Source organism: Halomonas sp. 7T (genome assembly GCF_025643255.1).
In the GTDB taxonomy this organism is placed as follows: domain Bacteria; phylum Pseudomonadota; class Gammaproteobacteria; order Pseudomonadales; family Halomonadaceae; genus Vreelandella.
In genome coordinates this window covers 3,012,767-3,032,656 of the sequence record NZ_CP087112.1, presented here as the reverse complement: position 1 = coordinate 3,032,656, position 19,890 = coordinate 3,012,767, and the positions used below count along the sequence as shown (strand labels likewise).

Annotated in this window: 20 protein-coding genes; 1 reads left to right on the top strand and 19 read right to left on the bottom strand. The window is 53.5% G+C overall.

The genetic code is table 11. From position 1 onward, the window contains the following. Positions 1-5: 5 nt before the first annotated feature. From glmU to LOS15_RS14175, 3 genes are read right to left on the bottom strand one after another with little or no spacing between them, the layout of a single operon-like run. Entirely contained in the window at positions 6-1,370 is a 1,365-nt protein-coding gene (glmU, locus tag LOS15_RS14185) for a bifunctional UDP-N-acetylglucosamine diphosphorylase/glucosamine-1-phosphate N-acetyltransferase GlmU (protein WP_263066607.1), read from the bottom strand. Between the two features lies 1 nt (position 1,371). Continuing rightward, a complete protein-coding gene (locus LOS15_RS14180) occupies positions 1,372-2,493 on the bottom strand; it encodes an FAD:protein FMN transferase (protein WP_263066605.1) in 1,122 nt (373 codons plus the stop codon). A 31-nt stretch (positions 2,494-2,524) separates the two neighbouring features. Next, positions 2,525-3,325, bottom strand: a complete 801-nt coding sequence (locus LOS15_RS14175; protein ID WP_263066603.1) for an undecaprenyl-diphosphate phosphatase — start codon at positions 3,323-3,325, stop codon at positions 2,525-2,527. A gap of 189 nt (positions 3,326-3,514) precedes the next feature. On the opposite strand from LOS15_RS14175, the gene LOS15_RS14170 reads away from it, so the two are divergent. Beyond that, positions 3,515-4,708: a cation diffusion facilitator family transporter gene (locus tag LOS15_RS14170; protein ID WP_263066602.1), complete on the top strand. Its 1,194-nt coding sequence runs from the start codon at positions 3,515-3,517 to the stop codon at positions 4,706-4,708. Between the two features lie 6 nt (positions 4,709-4,714). Here the strand turns inward: LOS15_RS14170 and mgtE are convergent, their stop codons facing one another. From mgtE to LOS15_RS14090, 16 genes are all read right to left on the bottom strand, one after another. Then, positions 4,715-6,097 (bottom strand): magnesium transporter, encoded by a 1,383-nt coding sequence (gene mgtE / locus LOS15_RS14165; protein WP_263066601.1) that lies wholly within the window; start codon positions 6,095-6,097, stop codon positions 4,715-4,717. A 154-nt stretch (positions 6,098-6,251) separates the two neighbouring features. Next, positions 6,252-6,680, bottom strand: a complete 429-nt coding sequence (locus LOS15_RS14160) for a F0F1 ATP synthase subunit epsilon (protein WP_263066600.1) — start codon at positions 6,678-6,680, stop codon at positions 6,252-6,254. Positions 6,681-6,704: 24 nt separating this feature from the next. After that, complete coding sequence (gene atpD, locus LOS15_RS14155; RefSeq protein WP_263066599.1) at positions 6,705-8,084, bottom strand: F0F1 ATP synthase subunit beta; 1,380 nt, start codon at positions 8,082-8,084, stop codon at positions 6,705-6,707. 76 nt (positions 8,085-8,160) lie between these two features. Beyond that, positions 8,161-9,048, bottom strand: a complete 888-nt coding sequence (atpG, locus tag LOS15_RS14150) for a F0F1 ATP synthase subunit gamma (RefSeq protein ID WP_263066598.1) — start codon at positions 9,046-9,048, stop codon at positions 8,161-8,163. Positions 9,049-9,113: 65 nt separating this feature from the next. Then, complete coding sequence (atpA, locus tag LOS15_RS14145; RefSeq protein ID WP_263066597.1) at positions 9,114-10,658, bottom strand: F0F1 ATP synthase subunit alpha; 1,545 nt, start codon at positions 10,656-10,658, stop codon at positions 9,114-9,116. Positions 10,659-10,674: 16 nt separating this feature from the next. Then, a complete protein-coding gene (locus LOS15_RS14140) occupies positions 10,675-11,211 on the bottom strand; it encodes a F0F1 ATP synthase subunit delta (RefSeq protein WP_263066596.1) in 537 nt (178 codons plus the stop codon). An 11-nt stretch (positions 11,212-11,222) separates the two neighbouring features. After that, positions 11,223-11,693 (bottom strand): F0F1 ATP synthase subunit B, encoded by a 471-nt coding sequence (locus LOS15_RS14135; RefSeq protein WP_054640721.1) that lies wholly within the window; start codon positions 11,691-11,693, stop codon positions 11,223-11,225. Between the two features lie 76 nt (positions 11,694-11,769). Beyond that, positions 11,770-11,997, bottom strand: a complete 228-nt coding sequence (gene atpE / locus LOS15_RS14130) for a F0F1 ATP synthase subunit C (RefSeq protein ID WP_039179032.1) — start codon at positions 11,995-11,997, stop codon at positions 11,770-11,772. A gap of 71 nt (positions 11,998-12,068) precedes the next feature. Continuing rightward, the gene (gene atpB, locus LOS15_RS14125; RefSeq protein WP_263066594.1) at positions 12,069-12,896 is read right to left on the bottom strand and encodes a F0F1 ATP synthase subunit A; all 828 of its coding nucleotides are present in this window, start codon (positions 12,894-12,896) and stop codon (positions 12,069-12,071) included. Between the two features lie 15 nt (positions 12,897-12,911). Then, on the bottom strand, positions 12,912-13,307 hold the full coding sequence (locus tag LOS15_RS14120) for an ATP synthase subunit I (protein WP_263066593.1): 396 nt from the start codon (positions 13,305-13,307) through the stop codon (positions 12,912-12,914). 213 nt (positions 13,308-13,520) lie between these two features. Then, the gene (locus tag LOS15_RS14115) at positions 13,521-14,450 is read right to left on the bottom strand and encodes a ParB/RepB/Spo0J family partition protein (protein WP_263066591.1); all 930 of its coding nucleotides are present in this window, start codon (positions 14,448-14,450) and stop codon (positions 13,521-13,523) included. Positions 14,451-14,493: 43 nt separating this feature from the next. Further along, positions 14,494-15,261, bottom strand: coding sequence for a ParA family protein (locus LOS15_RS14110; protein WP_263066589.1), 768 nt, complete (start codon positions 15,259-15,261; stop codon positions 14,494-14,496). Continuing rightward, positions 15,261-15,926 (bottom strand): 16S rRNA (guanine(527)-N(7))-methyltransferase RsmG, encoded by a 666-nt coding sequence (rsmG, locus tag LOS15_RS14105; protein WP_263066588.1) that lies wholly within the window; start codon positions 15,924-15,926, stop codon positions 15,261-15,263. Before rsmG ends, LOS15_RS14110 begins: the two co-directional genes overlap by 1 nt. Then, a complete protein-coding gene (mnmG, locus tag LOS15_RS14100; RefSeq protein WP_263066587.1) occupies positions 15,923-17,827 on the bottom strand; it encodes a tRNA uridine-5-carboxymethylaminomethyl(34) synthesis enzyme MnmG in 1,905 nt (634 codons plus the stop codon). The genes rsmG and mnmG overlap by 4 nt, the downstream gene beginning before the upstream one ends. 564 nt (positions 17,828-18,391) lie before the next feature. Next, a complete protein-coding gene (locus LOS15_RS14095; RefSeq protein ID WP_317629610.1) occupies positions 18,392-19,150 on the bottom strand; it encodes an amino acid ABC transporter ATP-binding protein in 759 nt (252 codons plus the stop codon). Positions 19,151-19,160: 10 nt separating this feature from the next. Continuing rightward, positions 19,161-19,832 (bottom strand): amino acid ABC transporter permease, encoded by a 672-nt coding sequence (locus LOS15_RS14090; protein ID WP_263066586.1) that lies wholly within the window; start codon positions 19,830-19,832, stop codon positions 19,161-19,163. Between the last annotated feature and the right edge of the window lie 58 nt (positions 19,833-19,890).

Here is a 19,890-nt window from a genome sequence, read left to right as displayed (position 1 = left end):
ATTAATTAAGCTTTTTTTTCCGGACGCGGCCAGTCGGCCTTTTCCAACTGCCGGCTGCGGGTAACCGCCAGCGCGTGCTCACTAACGTCTTTAGCAATCGTGGAGCCAGCGCCCACGGTGGCCCCTTTACCTACCGTTACCGGCGCAACAAGCGCGCTATTGGAACCGATAAAGACATCATCACCAATCACCGTGCGGTGCTTATTGGCACCGTCATAATTACAGGTAATCGTCCCTGCCCCTATATTTACGTTCCGGCCTAAATGGGCATCGCCAACGTAGCTTAGGTGATTAATTTTGCTGCCCTCGCCCACCTCAGCGTTTTTGGTTTCGACAAAGTTACCTACCTTAGCTTTAACGGCTAAGCGTGTACCGGGACGCAGCCGCGCATAGGGGCCTATTTGGTTTAACCCAGCGGCAACCGTCGAATCCATAACGCTGTGGCTCTCGATCACGCTTTCAGCGCCAATGGTGCTGTTTTTGATAACGCAATAAGGGCCAACCTGAACGCCTTCGCCAAGCGTTACGTCGCCTTCAAACACACAGCCCACATCGATAAAGACGTCGTGACCGCAGGTTAGCTTACCGCGTATGTCAATTCTTGCCGGGTCAGCTAGCGCGACGCCTTGTTGCATAAGTTGATCGGCCAACTGCTGCTGGTAGGCCCGCTCCAAGCGGGCCATTTGAGCCCGGTTATTAACCCCTTCCACCTCTACCGCAGAGGCTGGTTGGGCGGTACATACGTTAATGCCCTCTTTCGCGGCCATGGCGATCACATCGGTCAGGTAGTACTCACCCTGGGCATTTTCCGCCGATAGCTGGGGCAACCAGCGTTTTAGCTGGGCGCTGGTCATCGCCATAATGCCGGTATTGCACTCAGTAATCGCCAGCTGTGCGGGGTCGGCATCTTTTTGCTCAACAATGGCCACCGCGTCACCTGCCTCGTTGCGCACAATACGCCCGTAGCCGTTGGGGTCATCTAGCGTGACGGTTAACAGCCCCATGTGTTGCTCATCCACCTGGGCTAACAGGGCATGTAACGATTCACGCCGGATAAGCGGCACATCCCCGTAAAGTACCAGTACCTTACCACTCCCCAGCTGCGGCTGGGCTTGGGCCACCGCGTGGCCGGTGCCTTTTTGCTCAGTTTGCAGAGCAAAGGAAACAGCGCTTTCCGCCAGGGATGCGCGTAACTGTTCAGCGCCATGGCCAATAACGACGTGTATGCGTGTTGGGTTAAGCCCTGCCGCGGTATCCAGGACGTGTTGCACCATGGGCTTGCCTGCCAAAGAGTGCAGTACCTTGGGCATTTGCGAGCGCATGCGGGTACCTTTACCCGCCGCAAGGATAACGATATCAAGCTCTTGCATGTTATTCACCTGTGGCCGTTTGGCGGGTGGCAGACGGGTCTTCCCAGGCGTCTATACCTAGTTCCTCCACCAGCGCGTCACCGAAATAGTTGATAAATGCGGGGGTGCCAAGGCTTTGCCACTGGCCCTCCTCGCTTTTAATTAACAGCAGGGCATTAAGATCGTGCTCAAGCGCTAGCTGCATACCAGCGTCACTGCCAGTAACAGTGAGCGCCGTCGCCCAGGCGTCGGCCCAGGCATTGGACGGGTGAAACACAGAGACAGACGCTAAGCGGTTGTTGACCGGACGACCGGTGCGCGGATCGATGGTGTGCGAGTAACGTTTGCCATCTTCCTCAAAATAGTTTCGGTAATCGCCTGAGGTCGCCACCGACATATTTTCCAAGGGCAGGATATGCTGGGCCTGCTGGGGGCCTGTGTGGGGCACTTCGATGCCAACACGCCACGATTCTTGGGTCTCGGGGTCACGGTAACCGCGTGAAATCAGGTCGCCGCCTAAATTCACTAAATAGTGCTCTACTCCTTGCTGATCAAGATACGCCGCGACCCGGTCAGTAGCGTGCCCTTTGGCAACCGCTGAAAGGTCGGCGAATACATCCCGAGTACGCCGCGCCTGCATGGCCTGGGTGTCCACATCAATCGCATCGTAACCTACCGTGGCTAAGCGCTCGTTTAGCTCGGTTTCAGAAGGGACGACTTCAGGGCGAGCTTCCGGGCCAAAACTCCATAAATTGACCAAACCACCCACAGTAATATCAAAAGCGCCGCTGCTCTCTTCTGATACCGAACGGCTAATGGCAAGCACTTCGATTAGCTCATTGGATAGCGGCTGCCATTCATTGAGCGGGGTTTCGTTAAACACCATCAGCTCTGCGTCGTCACGGTACGTCGACATCGCTTGATCGACACTCTCAAGCTCCTCCAGGAACCCCTCTTCCAGCGCGTTGGCCTCACCTTGGGTCAGTGGATCCGTCACGGTTACTTGGTAAAACGTGCCAAAAATAGCGCCTTCGAAACGAACGGGCGCTTCCAAGGGGCGGTCATTTTCTGAACAGCCAACAAGTAAGAGAGTAATGAGCAGCACTAAGCCGATGACACGCGACGATCGGTGGTAGCGGTTCATGATCAGTTTCCTTGAACAGTATGCTTGGGTATTAAAAGTGGAAGAACCACAGCAGCCACGCACCAAACAGCACCCGGTAGACCACAAACGGCTGCATCCCTAGCTTTTTAATAATGACTAGGAAGTAGTGTATACAGAGGTAGGCGCTAATGCCTGATAGTAACGTTCCGACTATCATCGCAGGCCAATCGATCGGCGCAGGAGAGCTTGCTAACCCAATAACTTCTAGTCCACCGGCCAATACAATCACCGGTATTGAGAGTAGAAACGAGAAACGCGCGGCCCCTTCCCGGCTCATCCCCACCAGCAACGCGGCGGTAATGGTAATGCCGGAGCGCGAGGTGCCTGGAATCAGCGCTAGCGCTTGGGCAACACCAATAATCAGCACATCCTTAAGGCGCAGATGGTACTCGCTTCGACTGCCTCGATTTTTCCAATCGGCATAGCCCAATACCACACCAAAGCCAATCAGGCTCATACCAATAATCAGTGTCGAGCGCATGTGCTCTGCAACAAGGTCACGCCCTAAAAAGCCAATGATACAAACCGGAAGCGTTGCTAACACTACCCATAAGGCCAGCTTTGCGTCTTCGTTAACGCCTTTACCAGTGGCGGCATCGACACTGCTGGCGAGCATCCGTAAGATTTCATGGCGAAAATACAGCACGACGGCGGCTAAACTTCCTAAGTGTAACGCGACGTCAAAGGCAAGCCCTTGGTCTTCCCAGGCAGTCAGCACCGGCACCAAAATCAGGTGAGCAGAGCTTGAGATAGGTAAAAATTCCGTTATGCCTTGTACGACCGCGAGTACCACTACCTGGAGCCAATCCATAGGTCATCCTGTATGCTTTTTAGCTATTTAGCGCCGTTTCTGCATTTATCGTGGCGCTAAGGATACACATCCATTAATTCGTTGTCCGCACTGGAAAAAGTGCGCGACTGATAAACAGGCTATAGAGCGAGTGCTGCTGTGCGCTACAATGGGCAACTATTGGAAGTGTGCGTCCCTGCAAGGTACCTCATGACTCAGACCGTAGAAACGCCAGTGGTTCCCAACCGCGAGCTAGATAGCCAAGAGGCCAAACGCGTCACTTATATCGGCGCGTGGCTGGATGGTTTGCTTAGTATCGTTAAAGTCGCGGTGGGCTTTTTCGTTGGCTCAGCAGCGCTGATTGCCGATGGCATCCACTCACTTTCTGACCTTGTGACTGACGGTTTTGTACTGGCAGCCATTCACTATGGCCGTCAAGAGCCGGATATTGACCATCATTATGGCCATGGCCGTATCGAAACCCTGACCACGCTGCTGCTGGGCAGCGTACTCATCTTCGTCGCAGGCGGCATCGCCTGGTCAAGCTTAGACCGCCTATTCAGCGGCACCGCGGTAGGAGCGCCCGGCCTGATCGCGATTTTGATTACCGTTTTGGCCCTGATAAGCAAAGAGTGGATCTTCCGCTACACCATGCGGGTGGCCAAGCGTGTCAATTCAAAGCTTCTTGAGGCCAATGCCTGGCACTCACGCAGCGATGCGCTCTCTACCGCAGTCGTACTGGTTGCGCTCATTGGTGCGCAGTTTGGTGTTGGCTGGTTAGACGCCGTGGCCGCGATCATTGTTGGTTTACTGGTCGGTAAAGTGGGGTGGGATTTACTCTGGGAGTCGGCGCGGGAGTTGGTGGATACCGCACTGCCCGAGCGTATTCAGCAGCAAATGCATGATGTTGCCTGCAGCGTTCCGGGCGTCGACAGCGTGCACGACCTACGCACCCGGCAATCGGCAGGCTGGGTCATGGTTGATCTGCATGTGGTCGTGGGCCCTAAAATTACCGTCTCAGAAGCCCATGAAATCGGTAACGAAGTTAGCCGACGGCTACGCCATGACTTTCCACTGCTCACCGACGTTATTTTCCACATCGACCCTGAAGATGATGCTGGTGAGGGTGACCCCAGCCGCTTACCAGGCCTTCCCCTTCGCCCGGAGGTAGAGGCCGCACTTAATGAGCGCTGGTATAGGCATCCTGTATGGCGGACATTAAGCGAACTACAGCTGCACTACCTAGACGATAAGGTGTCCGTATCGCTGATTATTGGCGACTCAGTGCACCAGCCCCCGCAGTGCTTAGCAAGCCAGTTGAAAGCGCTGGCAAGCGATATTGAGTGGCTGGGCCACGTGGAGGTCATGTTTATTACCCGCGCTGCCAGCAGTTCGATGCGTTAAATCTTCCTAAACGCCTGCCAGTATGGCAGTGGCAATACTGAAGTAAATCAACACGCCCGTGGCGTCAATCAACGTGGTTACCAGCGGTGCTGAGGCTGTCGCCGGGTCGACTTTAAAGCGCTCTAACAGAAACGGCAGACACATGCCGATCATGCTGCCAAAGAGCACAATCGTGACCATACTAAGCGCAACAATAATGCCCACCGCTTCACCGCCGCGCATGACGCCTATCGGCGTGACCGCTACCGCCATTGTCAGACCTAGCGACCCTGCGACCAACAGCTCACGGCCGAGCATTTTGCTCCAGTCTTTAACTCCCACATCGCCGGTTGCCATACCGCGTACCATTAGCGTGGCCGCTTGGGCACCTGCGTTACCGCCGCTACCAATCAGTAAGGGTAAAAAGAACACCAGCGCCACTTGGGCTGCAATGGTGTCTTCAAAGTAGGCAATACCTGCGCCTGAAAACAGGTTGGCAAACACCAGCAGTACCAGCCAGAAGACCCGTTTACGATAAAGACTCCATAACGGCACACGGCTAACGCCATCTTCCAGCTGGCCAATCGACATCCCTTTGTGGATATCTTCGGTGGCTTCCGACTCGGCAACGTCCATGGCGTCATCGTGGGTCACAATACCCACCATGCGTCCGTCAGCGTCAACCACCGGCAGGGCAAGTAAATCATAGCGGGCCACAATGCGGGCCACGTCTTCCTGCTCTTTATCAACGGGGGTGTGGATAACATCTTTAATCATGATGTCATCCACCAGCGCCCCAGGGCGCGCCACCATGAGCTGGCGCAGCGACATGGTGCCGATCAGTTGGCCGTCGCTATCGAGCACGTAGAGCTGATACACCGTTTCTGCATCGGGGGCGGTTTGACGCACGCGCATCATGGCTTGCGACACCGTCATGCCACTGGCTATGGCCACATAGTCAGAGGTCATGATGGCGCCTGCAGTGCCCTCTTCATAACTCGCTAAACGTTTTAAATCTTCCCGCTCTTGGTGGGCCATACGGCGAAGCAGCGCTTCTCGGCGGTCTTCACCCAGCAGATTAAATAAGTCAGCCCGCTCATCAGACCCCATCTCTTCGAGCAGTTTAAGCACCTGAGTGTCCGACAGCTTACCCACCACTTCTAGCTGACTTTCTCTTGGTAGATACCCCAGTACGTTGGCAGCACGCTCGGTGGAGAGAATATCGAGTACCAGCAACGCAGCGGGCAGCTCTTCGTCCTCTTCAATGAGCTCTTCAATGACCTCACCAATGTCTGCCGAACGAAATTCGGCTAAGCGCTCCGCAAGAAACGCTTTGTCTGATTGTTCTTTATTTAGCTCGTCAAGCAGCTCAGATTTTAGTTCCTGTAGGGTTTCATCGTTCAATGACATCGCTCTCTCCCTTGTACAGACTCATAGTGTGCCGATGCGCTATTACAAACGAGCGTCCCTACGCTGAATGCGTTTTCTCATATTAACAGACAAAAAAAACGCCCCTTAAACCCTATCGGGTTCAAGGAGCGCTTTCTTCACGCAAATGCGTGTTCTAGCCTTTACCCGCCTTTTTACGCAGCTGCTGGATCGTTCGCAGCTGAGCAACGGCTTCGGCAAGTTCAGCAGCAGCACGGGTATAATCCAGCTCCGCTGATTTCTCGTTAAAGGCTTTCAGCGCTTGCTGACGCGCGTCTTCAGCGGCAGCCTCATCGAGGTCGCCTGCACGCGCCGCAGCGTCTGCCAGGATCGTTACCACGTCCGGCTGGACTTCCATGAAGCCACCTGAGACAAAGAAGTTTTCTTCCTTGCCATCATCGTGGATCACGCGGACAGGGCCCGGCTGAAGCTCGGTCAGCAGCGGGGCGTGCCCCGGCAAAATGCCGAGGTCACCCATAATCCCGGAAGCCACTACCTGCTCAACACTGCCTGAGAAGATAGATGCTTCAGCGCTGACGATATTGCAAGTGAAGCTATTCGCCATAGCGAATCCCCCTAATGGACGGGATTACTTCTTCATCTGGTTGGCTTTTTCGACAGCTTCGTCGATGGAGCCGACCATGTAGAAGGCCTGTTCCGGCAGATCGTCATACTCGCCCGCGAGGATGCCCTGGAAGCCAGTAATAGTATCTTTCAGAGAAACATACTTACCGGGCGAGCCAGTGAAGACCTCGGCCACGAAGAACGGCTGCGACAGGAAGCGCTGGATTTTACGCGCGCGAGATACAGCCAGCTTATCTTCATCAGACAGCTCGTCCATACCCAAAATCGCGATAATATCCTTCAGCTCTTTATAACGCTGTAGAACGTTCTGTACGCCGCGAGCGGTGTTGTAGTGCTCTTCACCGACGACCAGCGGATCCAACTGACGTGAGGTAGAATCCAGCGGATCGATAGCCGGGTAGATACCTAGCTCAGCGATAGAACGCGCCAATACGACGGTGGCGTCCAGGTGCGAGAAGGTGGTCGCCGGCGACGGGTCGGTCAAGTCATCCGCAGGGACGTAAACGGCCTGTACGGATGTGATCGAGCCTGTCTTGGTCGAGGTGATACGCTCCTGAAGAACGCCCATCTCTTCCGCCAGTGTCGGCTGGTAACCTACCGCAGACGGCATACGACCCAGCAGGGCAGATACTTCGGTACCCGCCAGGGTGTAACGGTAGATGTTATCGACGAATAGCAGAACGTCACGGCCTTCATCACGGAATTTCTCAGCGATGGTTAGACCGGTCAGCGCCACGCGCAAACGGTTGCCGGGCGGCTCGTTCATCTGACCGTACACCAGCGCTACCTTATCGATAACGTTGGATTCAGTCATTTCATGATAGAAGTCGTTACCCTCACGCGTACGCTCACCGACACCAGCGAATACAGAGTAGCCGCTGTGCTCGGTGGCGATGTTGCGGATAAGCTCCATCATGTTAACGGTTTTACCAACACCGGCACCGCCGAACAGACCGACTTTACCACCCTTAGCGAACGGGCAGACCAAGTCGATAACTTTGATACCGGTTTCCAACAGCTCATTAGACGCTGCTTGGTCGGCATAGCTCGGTGCTTTACGGTGAATCGGCATGCGCTCTTGCTCGCCAATGTCGCCCGCTTCGTCAATCGGCTCGCCGAGTACGTTCATGATACGACCCAGCGTTTCCTTACCAACCGGTACGGAAATCGCAGCACCTGTGCTGGTCACGTCCAAGCCACGTTTCAAGCCCTCAGTGGAGCCCATGGCGATGGTGCGCACCACGCCGTCGCCCAGCTGCTGCTGGACTTCGAGGATGGTCTCTTTTTCGGAGACCTTCAGCGCGTCGTAGACCTTGGGCACAGAGTCCCGCGGAAACTCTACGTCAATCACCGCGCCGATGATTTGTACGATACGTCCGCTCATCTTGGTTCCTCTCAAAAACCTGCAAATGAAACCTGTCTGCCGGGAGCCATCTAAGCGATAGCAAGCTCCCTAGGCGTTATACGGCAGAAGCGCCGCCGACGATCTCGGAAATTTCCTGGGTGATGGCGGCCTGACGGGCCTTGTTGTATACCATCTCCAGATCGTCGATCAGGTTGCCCGCGTTATCAGTGGCACTCTTCATAGCGATCATTCGGGCGGCCTGCTCGCACGCACCGTTTTCGACTACCGCCTGATACACCTGCGATTCGATGAATCGAACCAACAGGCTGTCTAGCAACGCCTTGGCATCCGGTTCATACAGGTAGTCCCAGCTTCCGGGACGGGCGTTTTCTTCGTCATGCTTCGCGTCAGCGCCCATATCGGACGACAGCGGAAGAAGCTGACGTACAACGGGACGCTGTGTCATGGTATTAACGAATTCGTTATATACCACGTACAGACGGTCTAGACGCCCGTCGTCGTAAGCTTCGAGCATGACCTTAACACTACCGATCAGACCCTCAACGGTCGGTGCTTCTCCTAAACCACTTTTGGCGGCAACCAGGTTGCCCCCGTAGTTACGGAAAAAAGCACCGGCTTTAGAGCCGAGGGCACAGAAGTCCAGCTCAGCGCCTTGCTTCTTCCAGGACATGGCGTCTTTCACCACAGCCTTGAACAAGTTGACGTTTAAACCACCACACAGACCGCGGTCGGTGGAGACCACAATATAACCAACGCGGTTTACCTCGTTACGCTCGACCATGTAGTCGTGCTTGTATTCGGGGTTTGCGTCGGCAATATGGCCTACCACGTTGCGGATCTGCTTGGCGTACGGCTGGCCAGCCTTCATCAGATCTTGCGCTTTACGCATTTTCGATGCAGCGACCATTTCCATGGCACTGGTAATCTTCTGCGTATTTTTAATGCTCCCGATCTGGGTGCGTATCTCTTTTGCAGCTGCCATAGCGATCTACCCTTCGTTCGTGGCTCTCAGAAAGCATGCAAGCCCGCCCGCAGACGGGCCGGACATTACCAGCTCTGAGTCGCCTTGAACTTCTCGAGACCTGACTTCAAGCCGTCCTGAATCTCGCCGTTGTAGTCGCCGGTCTGGTTGATCTTATCGAGCAGGTCGCCGTGTTCAGACTTCATGTAATCGTGCAGAGCACGTTCGAAGTCCAACACTTTTTCGACGCTCACATCATCCAGGTGACCTTCGTTAGCGGCATACAGAGACAGCGCCATTTGCGCCACAGACATCGGCGAGTACTGGTTCTGTTTCATCAGCTCGGTCACGCGCTGACCGTGCTCAAGCTGCTTACGCGTCGCTTCATCAAGATCAGACGCAAACTGCGAGAATGCCGCCAGTTCACGATACTGAGCCAGTGCTAGACGCACGCTACCGCCCAGTTTCTTGATGATTTTGGTCTGTGCAGCACCACCGACACGAGAAACCGAAAGACCTGCGTTAATCGCCGGACGAATACCGGAGTTAAACAGGTTGGTTTCCAGGAAGATCTGACCATCGGTAATCGAGATTACGTTGGTCGGAACGAACGCTGATACGTCGCCACCTTGGGTTTCAATAATCGGCAGCGCGGTTAACGAACCGGTTTTACCTTTCACTTCACCGTTGGTGAACTTCTCTACATAGTCGACGTTTACGCGTGCAGCACGCTCAAGCAGACGAGAGTGGAGATAGAAAACGTCACCCGGATACGCTTCACGGCCCGGCGGACGACGCAGTAGCAGTGATACCTGGCGATAGGCCACAGCCTGCTTGGAAAGATCATCATAAACGATCAGTGCGTCTTCACCGCGATCGCGGAAGTACTCACCCATGGTGCAGCCAGAGTAAGCGGCCAGGAACTGCATGGGTGCCGGATCGGCAGCGCCTGCAGCTACGACGATGGTGTGTTCCATCGCACCGTGCTCTTCTAGCTTGCGTACCACGTTAGCAATGGTCGACTGCTTCTGACCGATGGCAACGTAAACACAGGTAACGCCTTTGCCTTTCTGGTTGATGATCGCATCGATAGCAATGGCGGACTTACCAATCTGACGGTCACCGATGATCAGCTCACGCTGACCACGACCGATTGGCACCATGGCATCGATAGATTTCAAACCGGTCTGGATCGGCTCATCAACGGACTGACGGGTAATAACGCCGGGCGCTACTTTTTCTACCGCGTCGGTCATTTTGGCGTTAATGTCGCCCTTGCCATCGATGGGGTTACCCAGCGCATCGACAACGCGACCAATCAGCTCAGGACCTACCGGTACTTCAAGGATACGACCGGTACACTTAGCGGTCATACCTTCTTCAAGCTGCAGGTAGTCACCCAGGACAACGGCACCGACGGAGTCGCGCTCCAGGTTCAGTACCATGCCAAAAATGCTGTTGGGAAATTCAATCATTTCACCAAACATCGCGTCTTCGAGGCCGTGAATTTTCACGATACCGTCGGAAACGCTGACGATGGTGCCCTGATTACGGGCTTCAGATGCGACGTCAAGCTTCTCAATTCGCTGCTTGATGATGTCGCTGATCTCGGAAGGATTCAGTTGCTGCATGCCATGTCCCTCAGACTCAAACGGTCAGCGCTTCGGAAAGGCGGTTCAATCGACCACGCACCGACCCGTCAATGACGGTGTCGCCGGCACGCAGGATGACACCGCCGATAAGCGACTTGTCCACCTGAGTAGTAATGGAGATTTCGCGATTTAGACGTTTCTTGAGCGCGTTGCCTAGCTTGGTCTTCTGCTTGCTGTCCAGCTTGTAAGCTGAAACCACAGTGACGTCGATACGCTGCTCATGCTCTGCGCGAAGGTATTCAAACTGGTCAGCAATAGCATCCAACGTCGCTAAGCGACGCTGATCGGCCAAAGTGGTTAGAAAGCGTTTAAACGCATCGTCTGCGTTGTCGCCCAGCATATCTGCTACTAACGACACTTTCTGTTCACTGCTGAGTTTGGGACTACCTAGCAGGCCAGCAACTTGGCGATCAATAACGATTGATCCCGCCATTGCCAGTGCCTGCGACCAAGCATCAAGCGCTTGGTGATCGCGCGCGTATTCAAACGCCGCTTTGGCGTAAGGACGAGCGACGGTAGATTGTTCCGCCATGGGTCACCTCCTTACAGTTCAGCGGCAAGCTTATCAAGCAAGTCGCGGTGCGCTTTCTCGTCAACAGAGGCTTCAAGAACACGCTCAGCGCCTACGATCGCAAGGTGGGAAACCTGTGCACGCAGCTCGTCTTTCGCGCGGTTAATTTCTTGCTCAATTTCTGACCGAGCATTGGCCACCAAACGTTCGCCTTCAGCACGTGCTTGTTCACGTGCCTCTTCGATCATTTGGGCAGAGCGCTTATTCGCTTGCTCGAGAATTTGAGATGCCTGTTCCTTGCTCTCGCGTAGCGTCTGTTCAGCACGCTCTTGAGCTAGCTCAAGATCACGGGTAGCACGGCTAGCTGCGTCCAAGCCATCAGCAATTTTCTTTTGACGCTCGTGAAGCGCGTTGCTGATCGGAGGCCACACATATTTTATGCAAAACCAGACAAAGATCGCGAAGGCGATCGTCTGCCCGATAAGCGTCATGTTGATATTCACAGGGATGTACCTCTGACAAATTCGTGGCGACCGGAGTGAAACAAAACCGAGCGGAGAGCCGCTCGGTTAAGCTGCATTAACCGGCAACAACGAAGATCAGGTACATCGCGATACCAACACCGATCATCGGAACGGCATCCAGCAGACCGGCCATGATGAAGGTTTTGGTTTGCAGCTGGTCGCCCAGTTCCGGCTGACGCGCGGTAGATTCAAGCAGTTTACCACCCAGCATGGCGAAACCCAGACCAGTTGCCAGAGCGCTAACACTGATAATGATGGCGGCAGCGATGTAGACGATTTCCATGATAAAGCTCCTGATAGTGCGTTAGTTTCAAGGGTTTAGGTTAAGGGTATAGTGCAAAGCGTTGCTCTTTCTTAGTGATGCTCGTGTGCGGCACTCAAGTACACGATCGACAGCGTCGTGAAGATGAAGGCCTGCAACGATACCACCAAAATATGGAAGATGGCCCATGGCACATCTAACAGCCAGATAGCCCAGAAGGGTAGCAGGGCAATCAGAATGAAGATAACTTCACCGGCAAACATGTTGCCGAACAGACGTAGGCCCAGGCTGATCGGCTTTACGATCAGGCCAACAATCTCTAGCACTAAGTTAAAGGGAATGAGCGACCAGTGGTTGAACGGCGTGAGCGAAAGCTCTTTAGCAAAACCACCGGCACCTTTTACTTTGATGCTGTAGTAAAGAATCATTAAGAACACACCAAAAGCCATACCTAACGTCGCATTAACGTCTGTGGTCGGTACGATTTTCATGTATTCGAAGCCAAGCTTGCCGAAAAGCTGGGGGAAATAGTCGACCGGGATGATCTTCAGACTGTTCATGAGAAGAATCCACATGAAGAGCGTGAGTGCGATCGGCGCGATGTGCTTGTTATTGCCGTGGAACGTAGAACGGGTCAAGTTTTCAATAAACTCGATGACCATTTCTACCGCATTTTGAAGACCACCTGGTACGCCGGTCGTAGCTACCTTTCCGGCTTTACGGAATAGCCAAAGGAATAGTACACCCATTCCAATTGACCACCCCATGGTATCCAGGTGGATGGCCCAAAATCCCATTTCAGAGGCTTCGGCAGAGGTGGACGCAAGCGACCAACCGTTCTCCGGATGCTTTCCGAACGTAAGATTCTGGAGGTGGTGCTGTATGTAATAGATGGCCGATACTTCGTTATCCGCTGCCATACTGCTTCCTCAGGTTTAAGGGGTTGACCGCTCGCGCACAAGCCAAGGTGTTAGCCAGTACATGAGTTGGGCCACCACATAGGCGACAAAGAAATAAGCTGGGTTTGAGGGCGGCACTAGGGCAAACACCAGTGCAAATAGCGCCACCGTCAAACCAAACTTGCCCATTGCTGCTTGGTATAAATTAAGTACGTTACGCTGAGGCTGTTTGGCAGTACGTCGGGTGCCGCGCCAGACAAAATAGATAGCGGGCAAAATACTGACAATACCCCCCATTAGCGCTGATAGCGTTGCTTGGCTTCCCGATACTGCACTAGCAACCACCATAATGAAAACAGTTGTTGCTAGCTGGGCTTGAAACAGCCTTCTAAAATCTAACGAACGGCGTTGAGCAGTAGAAACATGGGGCACGTTGTTCTCTACTCCCTACCGCTTTTAATTAGCGCTGAGCGTTATTGCTCGGCGCTTATCCTCTCATACAACCTTTTAACAAACACCGGCGGATTATAGGGAAGCGCTATCACACCTTCAACCGAAGTTGCACGGATTTGACGCGTTTTAGCAACGACATGCGACCAATGGGTTAAAAAAGTGACGCTTTGATCCGCTTATTTAATAAGTCTGCTATTTAATATGCGCCAAGATGCCGTCCAACTCTTCGAGACTGGTATAGCGAATTGTCACTTTGCCTTTACCTTTCTGCCCGTGATCAATTGATACAGGCGCGCCTAACAACTCGCCTAAATGCGTCTCGAGCCGCGCTACATCTGGCGTTTTAGCAACACGAGAGGAAGATTTAATAGGCGCCTGGCTTGTTTGAACTTTTTTAACCAACGCTTCGGTAGCCCGCACGGTCAAGTCATTATTGACCACCTCATGGGCAACCTGGCGCTGCTGAGTGCTGTTGAGCGACAGCAGCGCCCGTGCATGCCCCATATCGAGATCACCGCGCTCAAGCAGTGTTTGCACTTCAGGATCCAGCGCTAGTAAGCGTAATAAGTTGGCAACTTGGGTGCGTGATTTGCCTACCGCGTCGGCTATTTGCTGCTGAGTAAGCTCGAATTCATCACCCAAGCGTTTTAACGCCAAGGCTTCTTCAACAGCATTCAGATTCTCTCGCTGAATATTTTCGATTAGCGCCAGAGCGAGCGCAACTTCATCGCTAACATCGCGAATAACCGCAGGGATAACATCCAGCTCTGCCAACTGAGCGGCACGCCAGCGGCGTTCACCGGCAATTATTTCGTAGCGCTCTTCACCTACTGGCCGCACCACGATCGGCTGCATCACCCCTTGGGCACGAATAGAGTCAGCCAGCTCTTCCAATGCTTCGGGCTGAATGTCTCGGCGAGGCTGATACTTGCCGCGGGAAAGCTGGCCCAAGGGCAAACGCTCTAAACGCTCCGCTGACGCATCATGGGAAGCGGCGGGCAATAACGGTGCGTCTGTTCGCTCTAGCGTAGCGTCACCGGTTAAATCTAAACTGTCACGACGACGGGCGCCCGCACCAATCAGGGCATCCAGGCCACGTCCTAGCGCGCGTTTACGCGTCATTCGCTTCCCCTCGAACTTTTAGCTATACGTTACTGCGAGATCATTAAAGTGATAGACGACGAATCATCTCTTTCGCTAACACTCGATACGCTTGGCTACCGCGTGAAAAGCGCGCGTACTGCGTAACTGGCAACCCATGACTGGGCGCCTCGGCAACCTTCACATTACGCGGAATAGTGGTTTTCAGCAGCGCATCACCGAAAAAATCGCGCAGTTGCTTATCGACTTCTCGCGTTAAGCTGGTGCGCTTATCGTACATGGTGCGCAAAATGCCTGAAATAGCGAGTTCAGGGTTAACACTCTGCTTGATCTGTTCGACCGTATCCAGCAGCGCTGACAAGCCTTCCAGCGCATAAAATTCGCATTGCAGTGGAATCAGCACCCCATCCGCTGCAGTGAGGGCATTAACCGTCAGCATATTGAGCGACGGGGGGCAATCAATGAGCACTACATCGTAGTCATCGGCTACCGCATTGAGCGCCAGCGATAAACGGCTTTGCCGCTGGTCGATGTCCAGTAGCTCTACTTCCGCTGCGGTTAAGTCACCGTTGCCAGGCAGCACGTCAAACTTAACTGGCAAGTCGCGCACAATAACTTCATTGGCCGTTGCCTCTCCTAGCAGCACGTCGAGTACGCTTTTATCCAGCTCATATTTATCGATACCGCTACCCATACTGGCATGCCCTTGTGGGTCTAAGTCTACCAGCAGTACACGGCGATCCAGCGCTGCTAGGCTGGCCGCTAGATTTACGGCTGAGGTGGATTTGCCCACGCCGCCTTTTTGGTTGGTCAGGGCAATGATCTGGCTCACTACTCAACTCCTTTTGGGGTCAGAATCAACAGCTGCCGCTCGGCCGTTTCAAAAGGTACGCTCAACAGATGACGCTCTTGAAGCACGATACCTGAAGGTAAGTGTTTTAGCTCTTCGTCGGCGCCTGGGCCTTTCATGGCTAGCCACTGCCCGTTTGCTGCCGGTAATGCGTGGGTGAGGGTGACAAAATCCACCAAGCTTGCAAACGCCCGTGAAATCACTTGATCAAATGCTTGGCCGATAAATTGCTCAACACGCACCTGAGTAGGAGTAACGTTGCTCAGGGCTAACTCCATGGCTGCCTGGCGTTGAAAGCGCACTTTTTTACCGTTGCTATCCAGCAGCGTTACCTGCAGTTCAGGCTTGAGAATTGCTAAGACTAACCCCGGCAATCCCGGCCCAGCGCCAACGTCAAGCAACCTTGGCCCATGTACATAAGGGGCCACGGCAGCGCTATCAAGCACGTGGCGAGAGACCATTTCTTCCACATCGCGTACTGCAGTGAGGTTATAAGCCCTGTTCCACTTATGCAACAGAGCCAATAACGCTAACAGCTGTTCGCGCTGTAAGGAGGTAACGCCCAAATTAAGCGCGTTTAAGCCTTCATCTAAACGGGGCGCAACGCCAGTGGGTAGGCTAGTTATCAGAGACTGCAAAGAGTTCATCCGTTAACTACCTCAGAACTACTCACCAAACGGCGCTTTTTCAAATGGACTAATAAAATTGATACCGCCGAGGGCGTTACTCCCGAGATGCGTGCCGCATGAGCCAGCGTTTCTGGTCGTGCTTCACTCAGCTTCTGACGAATCTCGTTAGAGAGGCCCTCTACGCGGTCATAGTCCAGTTCAGCAGGTAGCGGCGTTGCTTCATGACGCTTTAGCTTATCGATCTCGTCCTGTTGACGCTCGATGTAACCCTGGTATTTCGCCTGGATTTGTACTTGCTCAGTAACGGCATCGTCTTCAACGCCAGCCTCTTCCAAACCAGGCAACGTTGCAATATCAGCGTAAGTAAGCTCAGGACGCTTGAGTAGATCGCTTAAGCAGTACTCACGTGGCAATGGCTTGCCGGTTTTTTCAGCAATTTTATCTGCTGCAGGGGTATTTGGCTGCACCCATACGGTGGCTAGCCGCGCTGTTTCACGCTCGATGGCGTCGCGTTTCTCGCTAAAGGCTGCCCAGCGGGTATCGTCTACCAGACCAAGTTCACGGCCTTTTTCGGTCAGGCGAAGATCGGCGTTGTCTTCGCGTAGCAGAAGACGGTATTCCGCCCGAGAGGTGAACATGCGGTAGGGCTCTTTGGTGCCCATGGTGATTAAGTCATCTACCAATACGCCCAGGTAGGCTTCATCACGGCGGGGATACCACGCCTCAAGCTGTTTTGCGCGCCGTGCGGCGTTTAGGCCAGCCAGCAGCCCTTGAGCGCCCGCTTCTTCATACCCGGTTGTGCCGTTGATCTGCCCGGCAAAAAACAGGTTGTGGATAAATTTCGTTTCCAGCGAGTGTTTCAAATCCCGTGGATCGAAGAAATCGTACTCGATGGCATAGCCAGGACGCGTAATGTGCGCGTTTTCTAAGCCTTTGATCGAGCGCACGACCTGTAGCTGCACATCAAAAGGCAGCGAGGTCGAAATGCCGTTGGGATAGAGCTCGTGGGTATCTAACCCTTCCGGCTCAATAAACACCTGGTGGCTCGATTTATCGGCAAAGCGGTGCACTTTGTCTTCAATCGACGGGCAGTAGCGCGGACCAATCCCTTCAATCACGCCGGAGTACATCGGCGAACGATCTAAGTTACCCAGAATAATCTCGTGGGTACGCTCGTTGGTGTGCGCGATATGGCAGCTCACCTGCTGGGGATGCATTTCCCGGGAGCCGAGGTAAGACATCACCGGAGTAGGCGTATCGCCTGGCTGCTCTTCCAATTGGGAAAAATCAACCGTCTTGGCATCGATACGTGGCGGTGTCCCGGTTTTGAGACGGTCAACGTGAAACGGCAACGCACGTAGCCGCTCTGCAAGCGCGTTCGAAGGTGGGTCACCCGCGCGGCCACCCCGGCTTTGATCTAACCCGATGTGGATAACACCGCCCAGGAAGGTACCGGTTGAGAGCACGACAGATTCCGCGTGGAAGCGAATGCCGGTTTCGGTCACGACGCCGCGCACGGTGTGGTTATCCACAATCAGATCACCTGCCGCCTGCTGAAAAATCGTCAGGTTAGGCTGGTTTTCCAGCATGCCGCGAATGGCTGCTTTGTAGCGAATGCGGTCCGCTTGAGCGCGGGTTGCTCGTACTGCTGGTCCTTTGCGTGCGTTAAGCACACGAAACTGGATGCCGCCGAGGTCCGTGGCTAGCCCCATTGCGCCACCGAGCGCATCAATTTCTTTCACCAAATGGCTCTTGCCGATCCCGCCAATCGCAGGATTACACGACATTTGGCCAAGCGTCTCGATGTTGTGGGTCAGCAATAGGGTTTGACAGCCCATGCGAGCAGAGGCCAATGCGGCTTCAGTTCCCGCATGGCCACCGCCGATGACAATCACGTCAAAGCGGTCGGGGTAGTTCAAGAGACACCTCGTCTTGTGCCAGTTGGCACGGATGATGTGGTCAGTAAATCGATACTGACGAAATAAGCTCGCCAGTATAAACCTCCTGTGGGTAACCGTCAGGTTTTTCCACACCCTTGGACGCTATCTAACCTTTTATTAATAACAAAATAAAAATATATAAGAGAAGTTCTGTTAATGCTGTAACTAATGGTGTGGACAAAATCTGTTGATAACTAAAATAAGTACTTATATTTCAATTTATTAGGTTGTTAGCTATCGCATGATTAAACGGCGGAGTACCTGCGAAGAAACGGTGCTACTCCTGTGGATGGAAGTGCGACTTACACACAGGCCGAATTAACGACCGGTTATCCACCGGGCCATACCGAGTTTGTTACCGCACCTGTGTACAAGAGAGACAGGTGTCCTAATAAGAGGTTATTCGCGCTCATGGTCAGGGCTTCAGAGCGGTATCTCATCGTATGAAAAAAATAGTATCCACAGGCAAAAAAAATGGCCTGTCACGAAGACAGGCCATTTAACGCGGTAAAAATTGATCAAAAAATCAGAGGAACACTGATACTAATGCTTCAAAACGCGAGCAAGAAAAGATTGTGTTCGCTCATGTTGTGGCGTGTCGAACAGCTGCTCGGGAGGCCCCTGTTCAGCAATTTCACCTTTATGGATAAAAATAACGCGATCCGCCACTTCACGCGCAAAGCCCATTTCGTGGGTCACAATCACCATGGTCATACCCTCTTTGGCAAGCTCACGCATGGCATCCAGAACTTCGCCAATCATTTCAGGGTCAAGCGCTGACGTGGGCTCGTCAAACAGCATAAGACGGGGTTCCATGGCTAACGCACGGGCTAACGCCACACGCTGCTGCTGACCGCCGGAGAGCTGGCTTGGGTACTTATCGGCCTGGTCAGCGATACCAACGCGCTCTAACAGTCGTTCAGCGGTCTCTTCCGCATCTTGGCGGCTCCACCCTCGCACTTTCATCGGCGCTAAGGTGACATTGTCGCGCACGCTTAAGTGAGGAAAAAGATTAAACTGCTGAAACACCATGCCAACTTCGGTACGGATAGTTTGTAGCGCTTTACTGCTTTTACCGTTGGGCAGTAGTGGGTTGCCATCAACCTCAAGAGAGCCGGATTGGAACTCTTCTAAGCCGTTGATACAGCGGATTAGCGTTGATTTACCTGAACCGCTGGCACCGATAATAACGACGACTTCGCCAGGGATAATTTCAAGGTCAATATTATTGAGTACGTGCAGGCTGCCAAAATGCTTATTGAGCTGCTGCATACGCACAATGGGCGATTGGGTAGAGGTCATTGCACGTTCCTTATTGTCCTGCGAGGCCTCTGCGCTCAACTTGGCGCAGAATCAAAGAGAGAGTCCAGGTGATGGCAAGGTACATCAGCGCCACCATGAAATAGACCTCAAGTGCGGTAAAGGTAGTCGCAATATAAATCTGCCCTTGGCGGACTAATTCACCGACCCCGATCACTGAAAATAGCGAGGTATCTTTGATACTAATGATGCCCTGGTTACCCAGTGGAGGAATCATGCGTCTTAGGGCTTGTGGCCAAATCACGTAACGAAACGCTTGGGTTCGTGAAAGGCCTAATGAGAGCGATGCTTCTCGCTGGCCCCGTTCAATAGACTGTACGCCGCCCCGCACTATTTCAGAAATATACGCTCCTGAGTTAATGGCGATAGCGGCAATACCGGCAACGAGTGCGTTGATCGGCCCTCCCAGCAGTTGGGGCAAGCCATAAAAAATAAACAGAACCTGCACTAAAATCGGCGTACCGCGGAAAATCTCAACATATAAAACGGCTGGCCAGCGTAGCCAGCGCACGGGACTGATACGTAATAAACCAAAGAAAATGCCGATAAAGAAGCCGATCGCCAAGCCGCCGAACGAGATGAGCAGTGTCCAAGGAATACCGGGCAACAAGTAAGGAATCGACCCAAATGCGGCCGACCAATCAAACTGAAAGTTAACGTCCACGCGTTATCTCCAGAAAAATAAACAACGACGCAGGGCCGGGGGAGTAGCCGCCCGGCCC

Bases quoted from the DNA above. Each gene is read 5' to 3' on its own strand.
- glmU (WP_263066607.1), bottom strand. From the start codon at position 1,370: ATGCAAGAGCTTGATATCGTTATCCTTGCGGCGGGTAAAGGTACCCGC.
- LOS15_RS14180 (WP_263066605.1), bottom strand. From the start codon at position 2,493: ATGAACCGCTACCACCGATCGTCGCGTGTCATCGGCTTAGTGCTGCTC.
- LOS15_RS14175 (WP_263066603.1), bottom strand. From the start codon at position 3,325: ATGGATTGGCTCCAGGTAGTGGTACTCGCGGTCGTACAAGGCATAACG.
- LOS15_RS14170 (WP_263066602.1), top strand. From the start codon at position 3,515: ATGACTCAGACCGTAGAAACGCCAGTGGTTCCCAACCGCGAGCTAGAT.
- mgtE (WP_263066601.1), bottom strand. From the start codon at position 6,097: ATGTCATTGAACGATGAAACCCTACAGGAACTAAAATCTGAGCTGCTT.
- LOS15_RS14160 (WP_263066600.1), bottom strand. From the start codon at position 6,680: ATGGCGAATAGCTTCACTTGCAATATCGTCAGCGCTGAAGCATCTATC.
- atpD (WP_263066599.1), bottom strand. From the start codon at position 8,084: ATGAGCGGACGTATCGTACAAATCATCGGCGCGGTGATTGACGTAGAG.
- atpG (WP_263066598.1), bottom strand. From the start codon at position 9,048: ATGGCAGCTGCAAAAGAGATACGCACCCAGATCGGGAGCATTAAAAAT.
- atpA (WP_263066597.1), bottom strand. From the start codon at position 10,658: ATGCAGCAACTGAATCCTTCCGAGATCAGCGACATCATCAAGCAGCGA.
- LOS15_RS14140 (WP_263066596.1), bottom strand. From the start codon at position 11,211: ATGGCGGAACAATCTACCGTCGCTCGTCCTTACGCCAAAGCGGCGTTT.
- atpE (WP_039179032.1), bottom strand. From the start codon at position 11,997: ATGGAAATCGTCTACATCGCTGCCGCCATCATTATCAGTGTTAGCGCT.
- atpB (WP_263066594.1), bottom strand. From the start codon at position 12,896: ATGGCAGCGGATAACGAAGTATCGGCCATCTATTACATACAGCACCAC.
- LOS15_RS14115 (WP_263066591.1), bottom strand. From the start codon at position 14,450: ATGACGCGTAAACGCGCGCTAGGACGTGGCCTGGATGCCCTGATTGGT.
- rsmG (WP_263066588.1), bottom strand. From the start codon at position 15,926: ATGAACTCTTTGCAGTCTCTGATAACTAGCCTACCCACTGGCGTTGCG.
- LOS15_RS14095 (WP_317629610.1), bottom strand. From the start codon at position 19,150: ATGACCTCTACCCAATCGCCCATTGTGCGTATGCAGCAGCTCAATAAG.